The sequence below is a fragment of the Arthrobacter sp. 18067 genome (assembly GCF_902706295.1).
Taxonomy (GTDB): domain Bacteria; phylum Actinomycetota; class Actinomycetes; order Actinomycetales; family Micrococcaceae; genus Arthrobacter.
The window spans coordinates 1-17,502 of the sequence record NZ_CACSJJ010000030.1; the positions used below are offsets into that span (position 1 = coordinate 1).

Consider the following 17,502-nt stretch of genomic DNA (forward strand, 5'->3'; position numbering starts at 1 on the left):
ACAAGCACGCTGTTTCCTTCACCAGCAGTGCCGCCCGCCACTCGTTCAACTGGCCCGTGTTCAGCGCGGCCAAGGTTCGTGGCATCTCCATGACCAGGGCTTTGGCCATCCCCAACAGCCGGGAGCCACGATTCGGGGACTCCCGCCGAGCCAACGCCACCTGGGCACCCACACCCTTACCCCGCTCGGACACGGGCACACCGGCCACGGCCTGCTCTTGCCGTTGCGCCAGATCCAACGCCACAGCGATCCGCGCCTGCAACCCGGTGACGGCGGACTTCAGATTCTCCAACCCGCGGATCTGATCGATCAGCCCTCCGCTGTCGGTGTCGAGGCGGACTGCGCCCAGGAGTGTGATGAGATCAGAAACCCGGGGTCCGGCTCCCCTGGACGGCGGCCTTTGGGTGCGAGCGAGAGCCGTGCCTGACGGCGCCTGAGTGGCTCGAATCTGCTCCATGCCTCAACTCTTCCAGCCGGCACGCAGCACCATCATGCCCCAACTTCCCTATGTGGAAACCCCCCCCCAAGACACGAGGGAGCCCAGCTCGATGAGCGTTGGTTCCGTCGGCAAAGAGCCGAGATGTCGCCCCTCGGCGGCCGAACCCACCCAGTATGCGGGGCGCGGGATTGGTTGAGATGTCGCCCCTCGCAGGCCGTACCCTCGAGCCGGGAGCAGCTCCAGCCACCGCCCACCCCAGACCAGTAATAAATGAATGGCATTCTGCACGCTCCTTGCGCTGAAGCGTGACTCCGGTCATACTAAATGAACGCTATTCATTTAGTGACTGTCGTCTCACGGAGTACTTGCCCCCATGATTGAACTTGCCAGCCTGGAAGCCCCGACTTTCCTGGCCCATACCAAACGGGGAGCCCACACCCCAACGCATCGCGCGGCACCGCACAAGCACAGACCCCCAACCAATGGAGTCTCCGCGTGAGCACTTGGCGCATGCCGTCCGAGACGGCGGCGTCATCGCCTGCAGTTTCAACGACCCCATGGACGAGAAAGCGCTCCGCATTCTCGCCGATGCCTACCCCGGACGCCGCGTGGTCGGTGTTGACGCGCGGGAGCTCTTTGCCCGGGGCGGTGGCATCCACTGCATCACGCAGCAACAGCCTTCGGCCATCTAGAAAGGGCCTCACATGAGCCAGACAATCCGCCGCAGCGGCAGTGACGCTGCAAAGTCGCACGACATCAGCGGCAAGGGACTGAAGACGGGGCAGTTGGGGCTCCTCGCCGTCGTCGTTCTTGGCATTTCAACCATCGCCCCGGCGTACACGCTGACGGGCGCGCTTGGCCCAACGGTCAACGAAGTCGGGCTGCAACTGCCCGTCATCTTCCTGATCGGGTTCATTCCGATGATCCTGGTCTCGCTCGCGTATCGGGAGCTCAATGCAGACTCGCCGGACAGCGGCACCACGTTCACCTGGGTCACCAAAGCATTCGGCCCATGGGTGGGCTGGATGGGTGGCTGGGGCCTGCTCGCGGCCAACATCATTGTGCTGTCCAACCTTGCGGGCGTCGCCGTGGACTTCTTCTACCTGTTCCTGGCGCAGGCCACGGGCTCACCCGAGCTCGCCGACCTCGCTTCGGACAAGCTCCTGAACGTCGCCACCTGCTTCGTCTTCGTGGCACTGGCGGTGTGGATCAGCTATCGCGGACTGCACACCACCAAGATCGTCCAGTACGGCCTGGTGGGCTTCCAGCTGCTGGTCCTGGGACTGTTCGTGGCCATGGCGTTCGCCAACTGGTCCACCTCCGAGACCGCTGTTCCGTTCAGCTGGGACTGGTTCGACGTCACCAAGATCGAAACTTTCGGCCAGATCGCGGCCGGCATCTCCTTGTCGATCTTCGTCTACTGGGGCTGGGACGTGTGCCTGACCGTGAACGAGGAAACCGCCAACGGTAAGAAGACCGCTGGCCTCGCAGGCACGCTGACCGCTGTGATCGTCCTGGGCATCTACCTGCTGGTCACCATCGCCACCATGATGTTCGCCGGCGTGGGAGACACGGGAATCGGCCTGAACAACGCCGACAACCACGCCAACGTCTTCACTGCACTCGCCTCCCCGGTCATGGGTCCCTTCGCGATCCTCATGTCCTTGGCTGTGCTGTCCAGCTCCGCCGCCTCGCTGCAGTCCACGTTCACTTCGCCGTCGCGCAGCCTGCTGGCCATGGCGCACTACGGCGCCCTGCCCGAGCGCTTCAGCCACATGAGCAAGAAGTTCTCGACGCCGGGCTTCGCCACCGTTGCGGCCGGCGTCCTGTCGGCGGGCTTCTACGCAGTGATGCACGTGATCAGTGAGAACGTCCTCAACGACACCATCCTGGCCCTCGGCTTGATGATCTGCTTCTACTACGGGCTGACGGCCATTGCCTGCGTATGGTATTTCCGCAACAGCGTGTTCTCCAGCGCACGGAACTTCTTCCTCCGGCTCGTGTGCCCGTTGCTGGGTGGGGTGGGCTTGTTTGTGGTGTTCCTGCAGACCGCCGTGGACAGCTGGGCTCCGGAGTTCGGCAGCGGCTCGGAGATCTTCGGAGTGGGGCTCGTGTTCGTGCTCGGCATCGGGATCCTGGCGTTGGGTGCCGTGGTCATGCTGATCATGTCCCGCGTCCGGCCCGGGTTCTTCCGTGGCGAGACCATCCGGAAAGACACCCCAGCCTTGGTGGTGCCTGAGTAGGTCCAAGAGCCACGACAACGCTGGAAAGCTGCCAGTTCGCCGGATAGGTCCGGCGAACTGGCAGCTTTCGTATGTTCTGGGCGCTATCCCGCGGCTTCAGTCACCAGCGATGGGCGACGTCCACCACCAGGCGGGACCCGCCGTCGGGCCCGTCCAAGGTGAAGACCCGGAACGGAAGCCGGGCACGTACACCCAAACCGATGCTCGTGGCGCCCTCAAAGCTGCCCGCATAAACCACCTGGCGGAAGGTCTGGTAGCCGGAAACATTGGAGAGCTCCGCTTTGGCTGCGGGCAGGTAGGTGGGCTGGCTGTACTGGTTATACGACGGCGCCGTCACCACCACTTGCAGGTCCGCGTCACCGATCACCGGGATGGGGTAGCCAGTGGCGTCCTGCACCACCACCGGGACATACCGAACCGAATAGCCGGCCACTTTGCCGGTCATGTCAACCACCAAACGGTCGAAACACGGCTGTTGGCCCGTGCGGACGTTGGTGACGTTGGCGGAACTCATGTCGGGATCGGCCTTGGCCAACGAACCCCACGCGATTCCGCAATATGATGCTGCCGAGGCCGGCCCCGGTGCCGCCAGACCGAGCCCGGCAGCTGCCAGGATGGCTGCCAAACCCGCTCCAAGTTTCCTCATTTTTTGTGCCCCCTTCAGGCGAAGTTGATACTTCAACAGTAGGAGCGCGGGAAGGACTTTTGACGGGTTGTGGCCGCTTCGGCGCATAACCGTTAAGGGGGCAAACGGGTGGTAACGGGAGGGTCATCGCCGGCGGTCTTCAGAGGCCTTTTCGGCCGCTTTTGGAGTCTCCGCGCACATGTTCGTGATCGAAGATAACGTGACCCGGGCGTTATTTAGCCCTCGCAGTCCTTGCAGAACTTCAGGCCGTTCTTTTCCAGGGCAATCTGGGACCGGTGGCGGACCAGGAAACAGGAACCACAGGTGAATTCATCGGACTGCTCCGGGACCACAATGACGGTCAGTTCTTCACCGGAAAGATCGGCGCCGGGAAGGTCGATTCCTTCGGCGGTATCGTTTTCCTCGACGTCGATAACTGCGGTCTGCGCACTGATCCCACGGGATGCCTGAAGGGCCTCAAGCGATTCGGCGGGAGACTCTTCTTCTGTCTTGCGCGGGGCGTCGTAATCAGTAGCCATTGAGGGTTCGCTTTCGTTGCTGCACAGTGCCTATACCGGCACCTCAGTGAAGCAGTTTAGGGCATAGTACCCGCGATAAACGAATAGTGTGCCCAACGCGACATTCTGCAGCAATCCAGGCGGCTTCTAAGGCTCTGGATGCACCCTCAAAGCATGCGATTGAATGGCCTGTGCACTGGCTACCGTGACTCCGCTCAGTGCCGGGAGCCAGGTCAAATTGTGGCCTCCCTCGTTCTCCGCTTCATCGCAGTCGAGCACGTAAGCTGCCTCGATCCATGCCGCCAGGGTGGTGCCGATGCGGGTTGCCAGCGAGGCCAGTGATGCGATCATGCCGCAACCGTATCCAGCCCGCATGTGGACGCCGTTTCTGCTGCGTCACAGCCTTGTTAACTTTGGCGCCAGTCAGCCCTGCAGCGCCTGTTCCACGATGTACTCGGCGATGGCCATCGACGACGTAGCCCCCGGCGACGGCGCGTTGCGCACCAAGACCGTGTCCCGGCGTCGTGCGATCACAAAGTCATCCACCAGGGAACCGTCACCGTTCATGGCCTGGGCCCGGACGCCGCGCGTCCCGGGGAGGATGCTGGCGCCCTCCAGCGAGGGAACAAAGCGCATCGCTTCCCGGATGAACTTCTTCTTACTCACGACGGTCCGGAATTCACGGACGGCGGACGGCACATTCTGCCGGGCAAAATTCCAGAACCCCGGGAAAAGCGCGTAATTCAGGACGTCGGGAAAATTCACTTCATTCCAGGCGTAGGACTCACGACCGAACGAGATAAACGCATTCGGTCCGAGCATCATTTCACCGTCGATGCGCTTTGTGAGGTGCACACCCAGGAACGGATGCCTGGGGTCCGGCACAGGGTAGATCAGGCCCTTCACCTGGTGTCGGGCTTCCTGGCCCAAAAGGTAGTACTGCCCGAAGAACGGCACGATCCGCGGAGTGGCCGGCTCGCCGGTGGCCTCGGCGAGACGGTCGGACTGGAGTCCGGCGCAGGCCACAACGAGGTCATAATGTTCCCGTCCGTCCTTGGTATGAACCATGACGCCGCTCGCTTGCTGTTCCAGCTTCGTCACCTCCTGCCCGAGCCGGATGGCTCCGCCCATGGCGCGGACGTCGTCGGCGAGCGCTTCGGTGACGGCCTTATAGTCAACGATCGCGGTTTCCGGAGAGTGCAAAGCAGAAAGTCCGACGGCGTTTGGCTCCACCTCGCGTATTTGGTCACCGCGCAGCATGCGCGCACCCGGCACGCCGTTGGCCGTGGCGCGGGCGAAGATGCTGTCCAACCGCTTTGATTCCTCCGGGGTCTGGGCGATGACCAGCTTGCCGCACGCCTCGTAGGGAAGGTTCTTCATGGCGCAGAATTCCTGCAGCAGCTCCACTCCCCTGCGGCACAACCGTGCCTTCAGCCCCCCGGGCTCGTAGTAGAGGCCGGCGTGGACCACGCCCGAGTTATGGCCGGTCTGGTGAGCCCCGAGTCGGTCTTCCTTCTCATAGACGGTGACCTGGACGCCGTCGAGCTTGGTGGCGAGCTCCCTGGCCACGGCAACGCCGATGATCCCGCCACCCACCACGGCGCAGCGCTTGATGGTCCTCATGTGTGGAGGGTTGGGTCCCATTGGTGAAGGGCTGGACATGGCACTCCTCGTCGTTGGGGGTCGGTCCGCGTCAGTCACAGCATTTCACGTGGCGGTCCGTGGCAGGCACAGGGCACGCAAAAGGGGCGGCACGCAGCGCGCCGCCCCTTCACGTTGGTTCTTGTTTTGCTATGCAGCCTTGGGCTGGTCGAAACGCTGACCGGCCGGGTTGGACGGCAGGAGCGACAGCACGAAAACGACGATCGGAACCACAACGAGCAAGGCCAGCCAGCCGCTGAGGTTGGCATCGTGGAGACGACGAACCAGAAGGGCGATGGAAGGGATGATCGTTGCGAGGCCCCAGATGCCGAGAAGCGCGTAGAAGACGATTGCTCCGCCACCCAGGACTACCGTGCCCGAATCGCTGACGGTTGCACCAGCAGCTCCGACCACTCCGGCGAGGATGTTGAAAACGGAGCTGACGATAACCGAGACAAGAGTCCACCACCAGTACTCGCTGCGGCTCGCGCGGCCAGTGAAGTCGGTGTACTTCTTGAAGAAACGCTTAACGGCGGCGCCGATCGGTGCGCCATAATACGGAGCCCACAGCGGCGGCTCGCCGGCCTCTGCTGCATAGGGCTGGGTCTGTTGCGGTTGTTGCGGATAGCTGGTCATTTGTATTTCCCCCGGGGTAGGTGTGAATCATTGAGATGGGTCGTACTCAGTGATGAGTCGTGCCCATCGTAATGCCCCCGGCGCCAATTAGGCAGTTCGTTGGATGAAATTAACCCCGATTTAGCCCAGTAACGGAATATGTCGCCATAAATTGCGCCGACGCCTTTTCTTTTCCCGACGTTCGTTTCTTCAGGCGACGGCGAAGACGTCGATCTCAACCGAGCCCGGACGGCGACGCCCATTTCCCACCGTGACCACATGGTTTAGCCAGGCCAACTCCGGGGCTGCGGTGGAAAACCGTGGAGTGCAACGGAAGTAGATCAGCGCGGGGTCCACGTCCTCGCCACGGTTGAGCCGGGCGATGTCTTCCGCAGCCCCAAAACGGAGAGCCAGGTTGTGGACATAGACCACGGCTCCTCCATCAAGTTCCACCGCATATCTGGCGTCCAGCTCGGTCAGTTCGGCGCTGCGGAGGACCTGGTAGTCAGCGCCGGCGGGTAACACGCGTCCATTGAATCCCGGGCCGGCTACGGTCCCGCCAATAATCGGAATGATCCGCAGATGCCCCTGAGGCGTTACCCCGGCGTCAATCGGCGGCCCCACCTGGACGTTCAACGTCGCGAGGAACCTCAACGCGGGCGGCTCCGGAAAAGCGGTCACTGCGCGTATTGCTTCCGCAGGTCCATCTTCCGGATTTTCCCGCTGGCCGTCCGCGGCATCTCCTCCACGAACACCACGGACTTGGGAATCTTGTACCTGGCCAGCCGGCTCTCCAGATGCGAGCGAAGCTGCTCCTCCGTGAGAGCGGCCCCCTCGCGCAAAGTGACGATCGCCCGGGGCACTTCACCCCACTTGTCGTCGGCAACTCCGATCACGGCCACGCTCCCCACAGCAGGCAATTCCGCGATGGCTGCCTCCACCTCGGCCGGGTAGATGTTCTCGCCGCCGGAAATGATCATGTCCTTGATGCGGTCCGAGACGAACAGGAAGCCTTCTTCGTCCTGGTGGCCCATGTCCCCTGAACGGAACCAGGAAGAGTCCGCGTAACTGTCGGCGGTGGCCTCCGGCCGGTTCCAGTACTCTTTGATGACGTTGGGGCCGCAGATCTGGATCTCCCCCACCGCGCCGAGAGCAGCAAGACCGCCCGTGGGATCCGCAATCCGAACATCCGTGAAGAAGTGCGGCAAGCCGGCCGAGCCAGCCTTCTCCTTGGACCGGGACTCGGGCAGCATCGTCGCACCGGGCGCCGTTTCGGTCATGCCATAGCAGCTGGTAAATCCAATGCCGCGCGCTTCATAAGCATCCAGAACCCTGCCCGGAACCGCGGAACCGCCGCAGGTGAGCTTATCCAGGGAGCTGAGGTCCGCCGTCGACCAGTCCGGATGATCGCAGAGCATCTGGAAGGTGGTGGGGACTCCGTTGAGTGTGGTGACCCTGTGGTGGCCGACCAGCGCCAGGACACGCCCGGCGTCGAACTTGGGCTCGAGCACCACCGTGGCGCCCTTGAGCAGCATCGGCAGCAGGCCCATGTCCAGGGAGGCCACGTGGAACAACGGTGAAATCATGAGCGCAACATCGTTGCGGTTCAAGTCCATGTCCACCACCGTGTTGAAGCAGTTCCAGGTGATATTGCCATGCGTCAGCAGCGCACCCTTGGGCTTGCCGGTGGTTCCGGAGGTGTAGAGGATCATGGCGCCGTCGTCGAGGGTCACAGCCTCGTCCAGCGGCGTCGCGGCCGCCGCGGTAATCACCTCGCCGTAGTGCTCGACGCCGGATGGCAGCTTAACAGCGGAACCGTCAGTGCCGCCGTCGGTCGCCACCACAAGTCGGTGGGTTACCAGTGTGTCCTTTACGGACGCGAACGCCACACCGTCCAGCGCGTCAGCGTTGATCAGGAGCCGGGCGCCTGAGTCCTCCAGCTGGAACTGCAGCTCCGGGGCGGCGAGCCGCGTGTTGAGCGGAACGAAGATCGCTCCGAGCAGCCCGCAGGCAAAGAAGGTTTCCACGAAGGAGGGGTGGTTTTCGCCGAGGTAGGCCACCCGGTCCCCCTTGGCCACTCCCCGGTCCCTGAGGGCGTTGGCCAAACGATCGGTCCGCTCGGCGAGCTCGGCATAGCTCAGGGCATGGCTGCCGGAAATGAGTGCCGTCTTGGTACCCGACTTGGCGCGGCGGCGGTGCAGCCAGGATCCAACTCCGTTGTTGTCCATGGTGCGGTACTCCTAACTGACCGTGGAAAGGTCATTGTTCTTAGACTCCCGCGTCAGCAGGATGAAGACAATCGACACCAACGACATGACCGACAGGAACACCACCACGGGGACGATGCTCTGGCCGGCGTCCTTGTAGAGGCCAGCGACGATCCCGGGTGTGAAGCCCGCTCCGATCAGGGTGGCCAATTGGTAGCCGACAGCCGCGCCGGTGTAGCGGTTGGTGGTGCCGAACTGCTCGGACACGAACGCGGCGAGGGGTCCGTAAAGGGACGAATGCAGAATGAGCGCCACGGTGAAGGCCAGGAAGATGAGGCCGATGTTGCCGGAGCTGAGCATCCCGAACATCGGGAACAGGTAGAGGATGAAAAGGGCCAAACCGGTGACCATCACCGGACGGCGGCCGAAGCGGTCCGACAGCCTGCCGCCCAGGAGGACGAACAGGATGGAGATGGCCGAGGCACCCGCGAACGCATAGAGCACGCCCTGCTGGGGTGCGCCCTTGGAGACCGCGTAGGTCACGGAGAACGTGGGCAGTACTACCTGCAGGCCAAAGCCGGCGGCGCCGGCGAACATGATCATGATCAGTGCCTTGGGACGCTTCAGCACTTCGAGCAACGGGATCTTGCGCTTGGTACCCTGGGCACTTTCCTTGGCCACGGCCTCGGCGAAGATGGGGCTCTCGGAAACCCTGAGTCGGACGAACATGCCTACGATCAGCAGCACGAAGGACAACAGGAACGGCACGCGCCAACCCCATGCCAGGAACGCGTCCTGTGGCAGGGCTGAGAAGATGCCCATGACTACCGTGCCCAGGACAGCGCCTGTCGGGGCGCCCGCATTCACGAACGACGCCGCGAAACCGCGTCGCTTGGGATCCGAGTGTTCAAGGGCCATCAGTGCGGCCCCTCCCCATTCACCGCCGACGGCGATTCCCTGGCAGACCCGCAGGACCACCAGAATCACTGCACCCCATGGCCCAATAATGTTGGCTCCCGGAATCAGGCCGATCAGGGTGGAGGCGATACCCATCATGGCCATCGAGACAATGAGCATCCCTTTTCGGCCGATGCGGTCACCGAAGTGGCCGAAGATGATGCCGCCCAGAGGCCGGGCAACGTAGCCGGCGGCGAACGTCGCATAGGCGGCGACGACGCCCACCCACTCGTCCGTTCCGGCGAAGAACACTTTCGGGAAGGCGACCGCTGCCGCTGTTGCATAGAGCAGGAAGTCGTAGAACTCGATGGTGCTGCCCAGATAGCTGGACAAGATGACCGTGCGCGCTTCTTTGCGCTTGACGGCCGTGCTCGACGTAGCGAGCGCAGTGTGTCCTGACATGGCTGTTCCTTGGGAGAGGAGGGAGGGTGTGGGGAGGGCTAATTGTTGAAGCGGCCCATTTGCAGAAGCGGCCTACTTGTAGAAGCGGCCTATTTGTAGAAGCGGGCCAGGAATTCGGCGACGACGGCGGGGCGTTCCTGGCCTTCGATTTCGATGGTGGCGTTGACCTTGATCTGGGCGCCGCCCTTGACTTCAGTGACTTCGGCGATGCTGCCGTTCATGCGGACCTTGGAGCCGACCTTGACCGGAGAGGTGAAGCGCACCTTGTCCAGGCCGTAGTTGACCTTGGTGGTGACACCGTCCACGTCGAAGAGTTCGCCCCAGAACGGGATGATCAGTGACAGGGTGAGGAAGCCGTGCGCGATCGGGGCGCCGAAGGGGCCGTCCTTGGCACGTTCGGGGTCGGTGTGGATCCATTGTTGATCGTCTGTGGCATCGGCGAACAGGTTGATCTGCTGCTGGGTGATTTCGCGGTAGTCGGTGGTGCCGAGGTCCTTGCCGGACATGGTGAGCAGGGTGTCGAAATCGACGACGAGATTGGGCATCTTTGCCTCCTGGTGTTGTTGTTTGAAGAGATTTAGCTGGTAAAGGCACTGGCGCCCGTGAGGGCGCGGCCGATGATGAGGGCGTTGATTTCGTGGGTGCCCTCGTAGGAATAGACGGCTTCGGCGTCGGCATGGAAACGCGCGACGTCGGCGGCGAGGGTGATGCCGTTGCCGCCCACCACTTCGCGGGCCAGGGCAACGGTTTCGCGCATCATCAGGGAAGTCTGCATCTTGGCCAAGGCCGAGTCCTGGTCCCGGTAGATCCCCCAGCCTTGCTGCTCGGTCAGCCGGACCACCAGCGACAAACTCGCGGTGATGTTGCCGAGCATGCGGGCCAGCTTCTCCTGGACCAGTTGGAACGATCCCAGGGAGCGGCCGAACTGCTGGCGTTCCTTCACATAGGACAGGGCGGCTTCGAACGCGCCGGCTTGGATGCCGGTGGCGATCCAGGCGACGTCCGAGCGCATCGCCCTCAGCATCGCCGCGACGTCCTTGAAGGAGTTCACGTTGTGCAGGCGCATTCCCTCTGTTACCCGGACATTGTTCAGGGTGATGTGGGCGTTCTGCATCATCCGCAGCGAGGTCTTGCCGTGGATCTTCTCCAAGGACACACCTGCCGCGGTCCGGTCCACGAGGAACGCCTTGACCTGCCCATCGGCGACGTCCCGGGCGAACACACACAGCACGTCCGCCGTCGAGGCGCCCCCGATCCACCGTTTCGCGCCGTCCAGAACCCAGCTGCCGCCGTCGGGGCCGGCACCGCCGTCGGAATCATTCTCAAAGCGGGCGGTGGTGGACAAACCGCCGGCGATGTCCGAACCATGGTCCGGTTCCGTCAGCGAGAAAACGCCCTTGAGGGAGAAATCGATGACCTTGGGCATCCACTCCTTCTGTTGCTCTTCGGAGGCACCCACCCGGATCGCGGTCCGGAACAGACCGGCCTGTGCCGTGTACCAGGTGGCCAGCGACGCGTCCGTGCGGGCGAGTTCGAAGATCCGGAAACCGTGGTAAATCCCGCGGGCCGGGGCCTCGACGGTCAGATCGGCAGGTTCCATCAGGTCAAGATCAATCAACGGCCGGGCAATCTGTTCCGGGAACTCACCCCGTTCCCAGTACTCGGCCAACAACGGCTTGGCCTCGGTGTCAAGGAAGTCGCGCAGCCGGCCAAGGACCCGACGTTCTTCGGTGGTCAGCAGCGCTTCGGCGTCGTACCAGTCCGCAACGGAATACAGTCGGGCACCCAAGCCGGCTTCCGTCGTCGTGGTTGTCAGCATCTCAGCCACCGAGCCCCAACAGCTTGACGGCGTTGTCCTTGAGGATCTTCGGGCGGACCTCGTCCTTCAGCGGAAGGTCCGCGAACGCCCCCAACCACTTCTGCGGCGTGATCAACGGGAAGTCCGTACCGAACAGGACCTTGTCCTGCAACACCGAGTTCGAGGCTTTCACCAAGGATTCCGGGAAGTATTTCGGCGACCACCCGGACAGGTCAATGAAGACGTTGGACTTGTGCGTCGCAATCGAGTTCGCCTCGTCCTGCCACGGCACCGAAGGGTGGGCCATGATGATCTGCAGGCCCGGGAAATCAGCGGCAACCGCATCCAGCAACAACGGATTCGAGAACGCCAGCTTGATCCCATAACCACCCGGAAGTCCGGCGCCCATACCGTTCTGGCCCGTATGGAAAATACACGGCAACCCCAGCTCCTGCAGCGCCTCCCACAGTGGGTAGAACGCCTCATTGGACGGGTCGAAGCCCTGCAGCGACGGGTGGAACTTGAACCCCCGCGCACCAAGCTCAACAGCCTGGTGCTTGGCCCCGGCGATCGCGTCCTCCCCCGTCCGGGGATCCACGCTGCCGAACGGAATCAGCACATCGTTGTTCCGCGCAGCTCCGGCAATCAGCTCAGGGATACTGTTCGGTTCATGCTTGAGCTGGGTGCGCGCATCCACGGTGAAAACGACGGCAGCCATGTTCAGTTCGCGGTACACCTCGGCGATCCTGTCCAGCGACGGTGTCCGGTCCTCGGCCTTGAAGTACTTCGCCGACGCCTCCGTCAGCGCATCCGGGAGAGAACCGTGCCCGCAACTGTCCACTTCGAGGTGGACGTGCATGTCGATCGCATCCAACGCCGAGGCGTCGATGCCCAATTCATAACGGTCGGACATGATCAGCGCGCCTGAACCGACTCAGCCTTAACAGGTTCGGGCTGGAGTTCCTCAGGCAGCGGCAGGAACTCTTCACCGACACTCTGCAACGCATCCGCACCAAACAGCGAGCCTGCGTTTTCCTGCAGAGCCTCGTAGCTCCAGCCGCCCTCGCGGTATTCGGTGCTCGCCGCTTCCGGGTGCGTCCAAACCTGCAGCCGGTCACCACCGGCTCCGATCGCCTGGCCCGTAATCCCCGCAGCCTCATCAGAGGCGAGGAAGGCAATCAGCCCAGCGACGTCGTCGGCCGTTCCAAAGCCAAGATCGTGACGGAAGAAGGACGGCATGGCCTCGCCACGCTCGTCCGCTTCCACCGCCTTCTGGAAGTACGGCACCGTCTTGGTCATCGCCGTCGCCGCCACCGGAATCACCGAGTTCACCGTGACGCCGGCCTTCTTCATCTCCAGCGCCCAGGTCCGTACCATACCCACAATCCCAGCCTTCGCGGCGGCGTAGTTTGTCTGCCCGAAGTTGCCGCGCTGGCCGGTCGGCGAACCAATCGTGATGATCCGGCCCGCGACGTTGTTCTCCTTGAAGTACGCAAACGCCTCCCGGACACAGGTGAATGTGCCTTTCAGATGGACGTTGATGACCAGGTCGAAGTCCTCGTCCGTCATCTTCAACAAGCTCTTATCCCGCAAAATCCCGGCGTTCGTCACCAGAATGTCCAGCCGGCCAAACGTTTCAACAGCACCCGCCACCAAAGCCTTCGCAGCATCAGTGTTGCCCACCGGAACCACCACGGCCGTAGCCCGGCCGCCGTCGGCCTCAATCAGCGCAACAGCCTCCGCAGCAGTCTCAGCGTTCACGTCATTAATCACGACGGCGGCACCCTGGCGGGCGAGCTCCCTCGCATAAGCGAGGCCAAGACCCTGTCCGCTCCCGGTAACGATTGCAACCTTGCCGTTCAAGCTCATGGCGTGCTCCTTCGCATGCAGTAACCGGCTGGCGCCGGTGGGGCCGATCCCACTGCATCGTGAGATCCTTGTCATGATCAATGAGAATACGGATCATTGAAAAAGTCAACGATTGTTTTTCATTACTATTGGAGTTGTCATGGGCCCGCAAAGCACCGAAGTGGAAACCCCGCGCCTGGCCGCAGCAAAAATCGGCAGCGATGTGGGATTGTTGCTGGCCAAACTGCACGCCACGGGTTCGCTGCTGAACAACAAGGCGCTGGCTGATTATGGACTCCGGGAACGGTCATTTTCCGTGCTGACTCTGGCCTGCAGCGGGCTGGAACCCACGCAGCGCGAGCTCGCCGATTTCCTCAGCTTGGACCCAAGCCAGGTGGTCAGCCTCGTGGACGACCTCGAACACCGCGGCCTGGTCAAACGGGCACAGGGGAAGCAGGACCGCCGGGCGAAGATCATTGTCTCTACAGCCGAGGGCCGGCGGATCCACAACAAGGCACGGGCCGCGCTGGAAGTTTGCGAAGAGACCCAGCTCGCAGCACTGACCGACGAAGAAAATGTGCAGCTCAGGGCGCTGCTCAAGAAGGCACTGTGGGGCTAGACTCGCGCCCCCCTCGGTTGATTGTTCGGAAGACGGCTGCGGGGCCGTCAGCCGGGTAGCGGCTCTTGGACGTGCGGGCCAATGCCCGAGCATCGCTCCATCAGGTCCACAAAGACCTGTCTGTTGGTCTCGAACGCCTCAGCGGCGTAATTCAGGATTTCGGATCTTTCCGCAGCGGAGAAGTCGGTAGCGTCCAGTCGTGCGCGATACGCATCCTTGTACGGCTTGATCTTGCCTATTTCCTTGAACGCGTAGAAGTTCAGCCCCTCGGGAGTCAGTCCATAGTGACGCTGCACCAGTGCCGATATGATCTGACCGCCTGAAAGATCGCCCAGGTAGCGCACGTAGTGGTGTGCCATCAGGTAGGTGGCCGACGTCGGTCCCAAAGCGGCCAACTGCGCAGCATATGCCTGGCGCCGGGCGTTACATGCAGCTCCCCGGCATTCAGTTTCCGCTCCCAATCTGCACCAAAGTGGACTGTGGCATCCGCCTCGAGGGAAGGGGCGCGCGCAAGTGCGGGGTCAGCAAAGGCCGCGAGTCTCGCATCACCGTTGGCCTCAAGAGCTGACTCCAAGGCGCCGTAGATCACCAGGTTCTGGATCAGAAGTTGAGCCACTTGGCTTGCGTCGAGCCGTCCGGCCAGCAGTTCGCCGACGAACGCTGCGTCCTCTGCGTGCTGATGGGCGGACGCGGTGTGTGACTTAAGTTCTTCCGAGAACAGCATCATTGAACCTCCAACTTCGTGTTTGATGACACCCTGTCATTCTTGCGGGAGGAGAGTCAATGCCTGAACGCATGTGGACATCTGCACAGTAATTCGGATTGATCGTAGGCAAATGTCCATATCATAGGGTGGGCGGATGTGTCAGGATCAGTGACCATGGACCTTCCGCTCTTCCACGATCCCCTGCAGGGCTCCGTCAGCGTTGACGCCCCAGTGCGTGATCCCAAGATTGGACGCGACGCAGCGTTCCGTCGCGATCCGCAGCTCCGCGCCACTCCCTCCGAAACCAGGCCCGCGGGCCATGGATCAAGGCCCACCCGAAACGCCCGGCAACGCGAAGTAGCCAAGGTGGCCGACGATCTCCGGGCCCTCATGGCACGAACGGCCGCCAAGCACTGACCCGCCGGCTCTACCGGCAATGCCTTTCGAGGTCTACGCGCTGCTCTCTAGGCCAACCGTCCGCGCACAATTTCGCTGACGGTCTTGCCGTCGAACCGCCCGGCAACCTTGGCGGTGACAGGCTTCATGACCGCCCCGATGGAACGCATGGAAAGTTCCTGGCCGTCGGCCTTCAGTGCGTCGATGGCTTCGTCAACGATGGACTCCACTTCTTCACGGGTGAGTGCCTTGGGAAGGTACGCCTCGATGATCTCCGCTTCTGCCACCTCGGCTGCAGCCCGGTCTGATTCGCCGGCCTCGGTGTAGATGCGGGCAGTATCCCGGCGCTTTGCAGCTTCCTTCTGCAACAATGAAGTCACTTGCGTGTCATCGAGTTCCACAGGAGTTTTGCCTGATTTCTCGCGGGTGGTGATCTCGCCCAACACGTTGCGCACAGTGGTCAGCGCGATCTTGTTTCCAGCCTTCATGTGATCGACGACGTCGGCCTTCAGGCGTTCTTTGAGGGTCATGATGCTCCTTGTTCGGGATTCCTACTGCTATCTTCCCAGCTCGCGCACTTAAGAAGTCCTCCCGCCGCACGTTGAGGCTCCGAAGGGCATGGCATCATGGCTCCCTGCTGTTCGGGATGCTGAAAACTGCTTACGACACCGTTCGCGGCTTAAGTCACTGACGCCGGCGGCGGACCCTGCTCGGGTGGTTCCTTTTCGATGGGCCCACTGACCACCACCTGAGCGGGGCTGTGAAGGATGTATCCGTTAAGCCACGAGAACAAGGCGCGGATCTTTTGTTGCAAACCCGACAGCAGGGCCAGATGTACCAACAGCCATGACAGGAAAGCAAAAACGCCCTGCAACTGGATCCGTTTGCGGCCGAGCTCCGCCACGGCGGCACCCCTGCCGACCATCGCCATGTACCCCTTGTCGACGTACCGGAACGGGGTACGGGTCCCACCCTGGAGATCCGCAAGGATGTTTGATGCGGCCCACTTACCTGCCTGTTGAGCCACCGACCCCAGCTGCGGCAACTTCGCACCTGTGGAGTCGGCGATGTTGGCGCAATCCCCGACGACGTACACGCCCTCCACATCCGGAGCGGTCAGGTCCGTATCAACGTCAATGCGGCCCCCTCTCCCCTGAGTCAGCCCAGAGCCGGCAATAAGATCGCCCGCTTTCAAGCCTCCGGCCCACACCACGATCTGTCCAGGTACGGAACTCCCATCGGCCAAGGTCACTCCGTCCTCGCGGACCTCGGTAACACCAACTCCCATGTGAAGTTGGACCCCCACCTTCTTCAAATGCTCTGTTGCATAGTTCTGGGATTTTGAGGAGAACATAGTCAACACGCTGGGAACCATGTCCACGAGGTGCACACGGCAGCGCGCCGCAAGCTCCGGCGAGAAATATTTGCGAACCACGTACTTGACGTTCTCGGCCATTGCCCCGGCGGTTTCAACCCCAGTGGGGCCGCCTCCGACCACTACTACATCCACGGAACCGTCGGGCTTTCTGTCTGCCTGGTCCAGCAACCGGGTAAGGCCTGTGCCGAGCCGGGTGGCGTCGGTGACGGAGTACAGCGGGAAAGCCAGCTCTTCCGCCCCAGGGGTGTTGAAGAAGTTCGGGACGGCCCCGACAGCTATAACCAGGATTTCCGCGCGCATGGTTTGGCCATCAGCAGTTGTGACCGCTCGTTCTCCCGCATTGACGGAGTCCACCTTGGCGGTCAGGACCTTGACCGTCTTGAAACGACGGAACACGGATCGGAGTGGCCTGGCGATCGCGGAGACCCCGATCTGGGACGTGGCCACCTGATAAAGAAGTGGCTGGAACTGGTGGTAGTTGTTTGAGTCGATCAGCAAGACGCGCACGCCCTTGCGGCCAAGTTCTTTGGCTGCTGCAACTCCCGCAAATCCGGCACCGACGATGATGACTTGGTATGAGTCCTCCATGCGAGCAACTTACTTCAACGAAGGGGCCGGGCGACAGGGGGTCCGTGATCGGCGTCGTGCGTTTATTCTTGGGACCGGTGGGTACGCAATGGGTAGTGTGGCGTGGTACTCAGTGCGCTCGTGTTGTTGGCGACTCTGTCCCGGTCGATTTAGACCATGAAGACCGTTGTTGTCCTCGACCTCCTGATTCTGGGGCTCGTAGCACCTGCACACTGGTACGCATCCTTTTCCGCGGGTATGGCATTGGCTGATGCGTTCTTCATTTCCGGTGGGGATCACGCTCCGTGGGGTGGCTTGCTCTATCTGTTCAGCGGGGTGGCACTCCTGGCCCTCGCTTTGGTTTTGTTGATTCCTCGCGGCCGCCGTGTGGTGCCTGCGGCCGTGGCTTAGGCTCAGCCCCGTCCGATGAAGAGGGCCGTTCCTGTACATGCCATCAGTCTCGTATGACCGTTCCTCTTGTCATGGACCAACGACGGCGACGCGTCCGCCCGCTGGAGCGTCGCCGTCGTGCTTTCAGCCTTG

General features: G+C 62.3%; 21 protein-coding genes and 1 pseudogene. 5 read left to right on the top strand and 17 right to left on the bottom strand.

What is annotated here, in order from left to right; all coding sequences use genetic code 11:
* Nucleotides 1-457, bottom strand: a pseudogene (locus tag GVL04_RS22275) (HNH endonuclease); the annotation flags it as partial.
* Between the two features lie 365 nt (nucleotides 458-822).
* Here GVL04_RS22275 and GVL04_RS24860 point away from each other — a divergent pair.
* Nucleotides 823-1,131 carry an agmatine deiminase family protein gene (locus GVL04_RS24860; protein WP_268825401.1) on the top strand — a complete coding sequence of 103 codons (309 nt, stop codon included), beginning with the start codon at nucleotides 823-825 and terminating at the stop codon, nucleotides 1,129-1,131.
* A gap of 12 nt (nucleotides 1,132-1,143) precedes the next feature.
* Nucleotides 1,144-2,682, top strand: coding sequence for an APC family permease (locus GVL04_RS22285; RefSeq protein ID WP_159708624.1), 1,539 nt, complete (start codon nucleotides 1,144-1,146; stop codon nucleotides 2,680-2,682).
* A gap of 100 nt (nucleotides 2,683-2,782) precedes the next feature.
* On the opposite strand, the gene GVL04_RS22290 is transcribed toward GVL04_RS22285, so the two are convergent.
* The 12 genes from GVL04_RS22290 to GVL04_RS22345 form a co-directional block, all read right to left on the bottom strand.
* Nucleotides 2,783-3,328: a hypothetical protein gene (locus GVL04_RS22290; RefSeq protein ID WP_159708626.1), complete on the bottom strand. Its 546-nt coding sequence runs from the start codon at nucleotides 3,326-3,328 to the stop codon at nucleotides 2,783-2,785.
* A gap of 215 nt (nucleotides 3,329-3,543) precedes the next feature.
* Entirely contained in the window at nucleotides 3,544-3,846 is a 303-nt protein-coding gene (locus GVL04_RS22295) for a DUF4193 domain-containing protein (RefSeq protein ID WP_159708628.1), read from the bottom strand.
* 126 nt (nucleotides 3,847-3,972) lie between these two features.
* Complete coding sequence (locus GVL04_RS22300; protein ID WP_159708630.1) at nucleotides 3,973-4,176, bottom strand: hypothetical protein; 204 nt, start codon at nucleotides 4,174-4,176, stop codon at nucleotides 3,973-3,975.
* A 72-nt stretch (nucleotides 4,177-4,248) separates the two neighbouring features.
* On the bottom strand, nucleotides 4,249-5,487 hold the full coding sequence (gene lhgO, locus GVL04_RS22305; protein WP_235036399.1) for an L-2-hydroxyglutarate oxidase: 1,239 nt from the start codon (nucleotides 5,485-5,487) through the stop codon (nucleotides 4,249-4,251).
* A 129-nt stretch (nucleotides 5,488-5,616) separates the two neighbouring features.
* Nucleotides 5,617-6,102 (bottom strand): DUF805 domain-containing protein, encoded by a 486-nt coding sequence (locus GVL04_RS22310; protein ID WP_159708632.1) that lies wholly within the window; start codon nucleotides 6,100-6,102, stop codon nucleotides 5,617-5,619.
* Between the two features lie 189 nt (nucleotides 6,103-6,291).
* Nucleotides 6,292-6,762 carry a DUF3237 domain-containing protein gene (locus tag GVL04_RS22315; protein WP_159708634.1) on the bottom strand — a complete coding sequence of 157 codons (471 nt, stop codon included), beginning with the start codon at nucleotides 6,760-6,762 and terminating at the stop codon, nucleotides 6,292-6,294.
* Nucleotides 6,759-8,309 (bottom strand): long-chain fatty acid--CoA ligase, encoded by a 1,551-nt coding sequence (locus tag GVL04_RS22320; RefSeq protein WP_159708636.1) that lies wholly within the window; start codon nucleotides 8,307-8,309, stop codon nucleotides 6,759-6,761. The genes GVL04_RS22315 and GVL04_RS22320 overlap by 4 nt, the downstream gene beginning before the upstream one ends.
* Before the next feature lie 12 nt (nucleotides 8,310-8,321).
* On the bottom strand, nucleotides 8,322-9,647 hold the full coding sequence (locus GVL04_RS22325) for an MFS transporter (protein ID WP_159708638.1): 1,326 nt from the start codon (nucleotides 9,645-9,647) through the stop codon (nucleotides 8,322-8,324).
* Between the two features lie 89 nt (nucleotides 9,648-9,736).
* Complete coding sequence (locus tag GVL04_RS22330; protein ID WP_159708640.1) at nucleotides 9,737-10,192, bottom strand: MaoC family dehydratase; 456 nt, start codon at nucleotides 10,190-10,192, stop codon at nucleotides 9,737-9,739.
* Nucleotides 10,193-10,224: 32 nt separating this feature from the next.
* Nucleotides 10,225-11,466, bottom strand: coding sequence for an acyl-CoA dehydrogenase family protein (locus GVL04_RS22335; protein WP_159708642.1), 1,242 nt, complete (start codon nucleotides 11,464-11,466; stop codon nucleotides 10,225-10,227).
* Between the two features lies 1 nt (nucleotide 11,467).
* Nucleotides 11,468-12,358 carry an amidohydrolase family protein gene (locus GVL04_RS22340; RefSeq protein ID WP_159708644.1) on the bottom strand — a complete coding sequence of 297 codons (891 nt, stop codon included), beginning with the start codon at nucleotides 12,356-12,358 and terminating at the stop codon, nucleotides 11,468-11,470.
* Between the two features lie 2 nt (nucleotides 12,359-12,360).
* Nucleotides 12,361-13,314, bottom strand: coding sequence for an SDR family NAD(P)-dependent oxidoreductase (locus tag GVL04_RS22345; RefSeq protein ID WP_159708646.1), 954 nt, complete (start codon nucleotides 13,312-13,314; stop codon nucleotides 12,361-12,363).
* A 139-nt stretch (nucleotides 13,315-13,453) separates the two neighbouring features.
* On the opposite strand from GVL04_RS22345, the gene GVL04_RS22350 reads away from it, so the two are divergent.
* Complete coding sequence (locus GVL04_RS22350) at nucleotides 13,454-13,912, top strand: MarR family winged helix-turn-helix transcriptional regulator (protein ID WP_159708648.1); 459 nt, start codon at nucleotides 13,454-13,456, stop codon at nucleotides 13,910-13,912.
* A gap of 47 nt (nucleotides 13,913-13,959) precedes the next feature.
* Here GVL04_RS22350 and GVL04_RS24865 read toward each other — a convergent pair whose 3' ends face one another.
* Together GVL04_RS24865 and GVL04_RS24870 are read right to left on the bottom strand one after the other, a co-directional pair.
* On the bottom strand, nucleotides 13,960-14,373 hold the full coding sequence (locus GVL04_RS24865; RefSeq protein WP_327785624.1) for a biliverdin-producing heme oxygenase: 414 nt from the start codon (nucleotides 14,371-14,373) through the stop codon (nucleotides 13,960-13,962).
* Entirely contained in the window at nucleotides 14,271-14,639 is a 369-nt protein-coding gene (locus GVL04_RS24870) for a biliverdin-producing heme oxygenase (RefSeq protein ID WP_159708652.1), read from the bottom strand. The genes GVL04_RS24865 and GVL04_RS24870 overlap by 103 nt, the downstream gene beginning before the upstream one ends.
* 153 nt (nucleotides 14,640-14,792) lie before the next feature.
* Between GVL04_RS24870 and GVL04_RS22365 the strand changes: the two genes are divergently transcribed.
* Nucleotides 14,793-15,035: a hypothetical protein gene (locus GVL04_RS22365; protein WP_159708654.1), complete on the top strand. Its 243-nt coding sequence runs from the start codon at nucleotides 14,793-14,795 to the stop codon at nucleotides 15,033-15,035.
* Nucleotides 15,036-15,082: 47 nt separating this feature from the next.
* Here the strand turns inward: GVL04_RS22365 and GVL04_RS22370 are convergent, their stop codons facing one another.
* Both GVL04_RS22370 and GVL04_RS22375 read right to left on the bottom strand, forming a co-directional pair.
* The gene (locus GVL04_RS22370) at nucleotides 15,083-15,544 is read right to left on the bottom strand and encodes a GatB/YqeY domain-containing protein (protein WP_159708656.1); all 462 of its coding nucleotides are present in this window, start codon (nucleotides 15,542-15,544) and stop codon (nucleotides 15,083-15,085) included.
* A gap of 149 nt (nucleotides 15,545-15,693) precedes the next feature.
* Entirely contained in the window at nucleotides 15,694-16,980 is a 1,287-nt protein-coding gene (locus GVL04_RS22375; RefSeq protein WP_159708658.1) for an NAD(P)/FAD-dependent oxidoreductase, read from the bottom strand.
* A gap of 156 nt (nucleotides 16,981-17,136) precedes the next feature.
* Between GVL04_RS22375 and GVL04_RS22380 the strand changes: the two genes are divergently transcribed.
* Nucleotides 17,137-17,370 carry a hypothetical protein gene (locus tag GVL04_RS22380; protein WP_235036400.1) on the top strand — a complete coding sequence of 78 codons (234 nt, stop codon included), beginning with the start codon at nucleotides 17,137-17,139 and terminating at the stop codon, nucleotides 17,368-17,370.
* Nucleotides 17,371-17,502: the final 132 nt, after the last annotated feature.

What these genes read in the sequence shown, in the direction of transcription:
- GVL04_RS22285 (WP_159708624.1), top strand. Translation starts at nt 1,144, where the DNA reads ATGAGCCAGACAATCCGCCGCAGCGGCAGTGACGCTGCAAAGTCGCAC.
- GVL04_RS22290 (WP_159708626.1), bottom strand. Translation starts at nt 3,328, where the DNA reads ATGAGGAAACTTGGAGCGGGTTTGGCAGCCATCCTGGCAGCTGCCGGG.
- GVL04_RS22295 (WP_159708628.1), bottom strand. Translation starts at nt 3,846, where the DNA reads ATGGCTACTGATTACGACGCCCCGCGCAAGACAGAAGAAGAGTCTCCC.
- GVL04_RS22300 (WP_159708630.1), bottom strand. Translation starts at nt 4,176, where the DNA reads ATGATCGCATCACTGGCCTCGCTGGCAACCCGCATCGGCACCACCCTG.
- lhgO (WP_235036399.1), bottom strand. Translation starts at nt 5,487, where the DNA reads ATGTCCAGCCCTTCACCAATGGGACCCAACCCTCCACACATGAGGACC.
- GVL04_RS22310 (WP_159708632.1), bottom strand. Translation starts at nt 6,102, where the DNA reads ATGACCAGCTATCCGCAACAACCGCAACAGACCCAGCCCTATGCAGCA.
- GVL04_RS22320 (WP_159708636.1), bottom strand. Translation starts at nt 8,309, where the DNA reads ATGGACAACAACGGAGTTGGATCCTGGCTGCACCGCCGCCGCGCCAAG.
- GVL04_RS22325 (WP_159708638.1), bottom strand. Translation starts at nt 9,647, where the DNA reads ATGTCAGGACACACTGCGCTCGCTACGTCGAGCACGGCCGTCAAGCGC.
- GVL04_RS22330 (WP_159708640.1), bottom strand. Translation starts at nt 10,192, where the DNA reads ATGCCCAATCTCGTCGTCGATTTCGACACCCTGCTCACCATGTCCGGC.
- GVL04_RS22335 (WP_159708642.1), bottom strand. Translation starts at nt 11,466, where the DNA reads ATGCTGACAACCACGACGACGGAAGCCGGCTTGGGTGCCCGACTGTAT.
- GVL04_RS22340 (WP_159708644.1), bottom strand. Translation starts at nt 12,358, where the DNA reads ATGTCCGACCGTTATGAATTGGGCATCGACGCCTCGGCGTTGGATGCG.
- GVL04_RS22345 (WP_159708646.1), bottom strand. Translation starts at nt 13,314, where the DNA reads ATGAGCTTGAACGGCAAGGTTGCAATCGTTACCGGGAGCGGACAGGGT.
- GVL04_RS22350 (WP_159708648.1), top strand. Translation starts at nt 13,454, where the DNA reads ATGGGCCCGCAAAGCACCGAAGTGGAAACCCCGCGCCTGGCCGCAGCA.
- GVL04_RS24870 (WP_159708652.1), bottom strand. Translation starts at nt 14,639, where the DNA reads ATGATGCTGTTCTCGGAAGAACTTAAGTCACACACCGCGTCCGCCCAT.
- GVL04_RS22365 (WP_159708654.1), top strand. Translation starts at nt 14,793, where the DNA reads ATGGACCTTCCGCTCTTCCACGATCCCCTGCAGGGCTCCGTCAGCGTT.
- GVL04_RS22370 (WP_159708656.1), bottom strand. Translation starts at nt 15,544, where the DNA reads ATGACCCTCAAAGAACGCCTGAAGGCCGACGTCGTCGATCACATGAAG.
- GVL04_RS22375 (WP_159708658.1), bottom strand. Translation starts at nt 16,980, where the DNA reads ATGGAGGACTCATACCAAGTCATCATCGTCGGTGCCGGATTTGCGGGA.
- GVL04_RS22380 (WP_235036400.1), top strand. Translation starts at nt 17,137, where the DNA reads ATGAAGACCGTTGTTGTCCTCGACCTCCTGATTCTGGGGCTCGTAGCA.